We start from the raw sequence: 758 nt of genomic DNA, 5'->3' as shown, positions 1-758 counted from the left end.
CATCTGAATGTCGCCTTCACGTGCGAGCAGTTCAACATTTTCCCCGGTCAGTTCAGCGTCATAGGCGGTGATATCTTTGCCCGCCGTGAGAGTCAGATTTTTCTTTGCCGCCAATGTTCCCTGGAGATACAGGTTGTTACCGGCGATCATCTGCACCCGGTTATCGGCTGAAATACTTACGCCGCCACTGCCCATCCGAATGTTGCCGTTGCGGGCAAGCAGTTCAATATTTTCCCCAGTCAGCCCGGCTTGAGCGATGGCAATATCGTGGCCTGCCATGAGAGTCAGATTTTTCTGTGCCGCCAATGTCCCCTGGAGATCCAGTTTGTTACCGGCGACCATCTGCACCTGATGATTGGCTGAAATACTTGCGCCGTCACCTCTCATCTGAATGTCGCCTTCACGCGCGAGCAACGCAACATTTTCCCCGGTCAGTTCAGCGTCATAGGCGGTGATACCGTGGCCCGCCATCAGGGTCAGGTTTTTCTGTGCTGCCAGTCTGCTCTTATTAAGCTCAATTTTACCTTCGGCAATGACTGTCAGGTCATTTTCCGCCTCGAAGTGCCCCCTGCTGGTAATGTCATCCGCATGCAGCAGAATATTTTTAGCGGAGATGAACGCACTTCCGCTGAATCGATGCATAAAGTCCGCCACCACATTCAGCGCGGCTGAGAGGGTGCCCTCCATCCCGTTAAAGTCGTGACCGGTTACGATGAGAGTGTTCTGTGCATTAACCTGGCCGCGGTTATCAAGCCGGG

The 758-nt window shown here is 53.6% G+C and carries 1 protein-coding gene; it reads right to left on the bottom strand.

Going from position 1 to position 758, the window contains the following annotated elements; genetic code table 11:
• A partial coding sequence (locus ACGF7G_RS22540) for a hemagglutinin repeat-containing protein (RefSeq protein WP_387468520.1) occupies window positions 1-758 on the bottom strand: 758 nt, incomplete at both ends.

The organism is Photorhabdus sp. RM323S, from assembly GCF_042879375.1.
GTDB lineage: Bacteria > Pseudomonadota > Gammaproteobacteria > Enterobacterales > Enterobacteriaceae > Photorhabdus > Photorhabdus tasmaniensis.
Note: the sequence above shows the minus strand (reverse complement) of the source record. Positions and strands in the feature narration are given on the sequence as shown.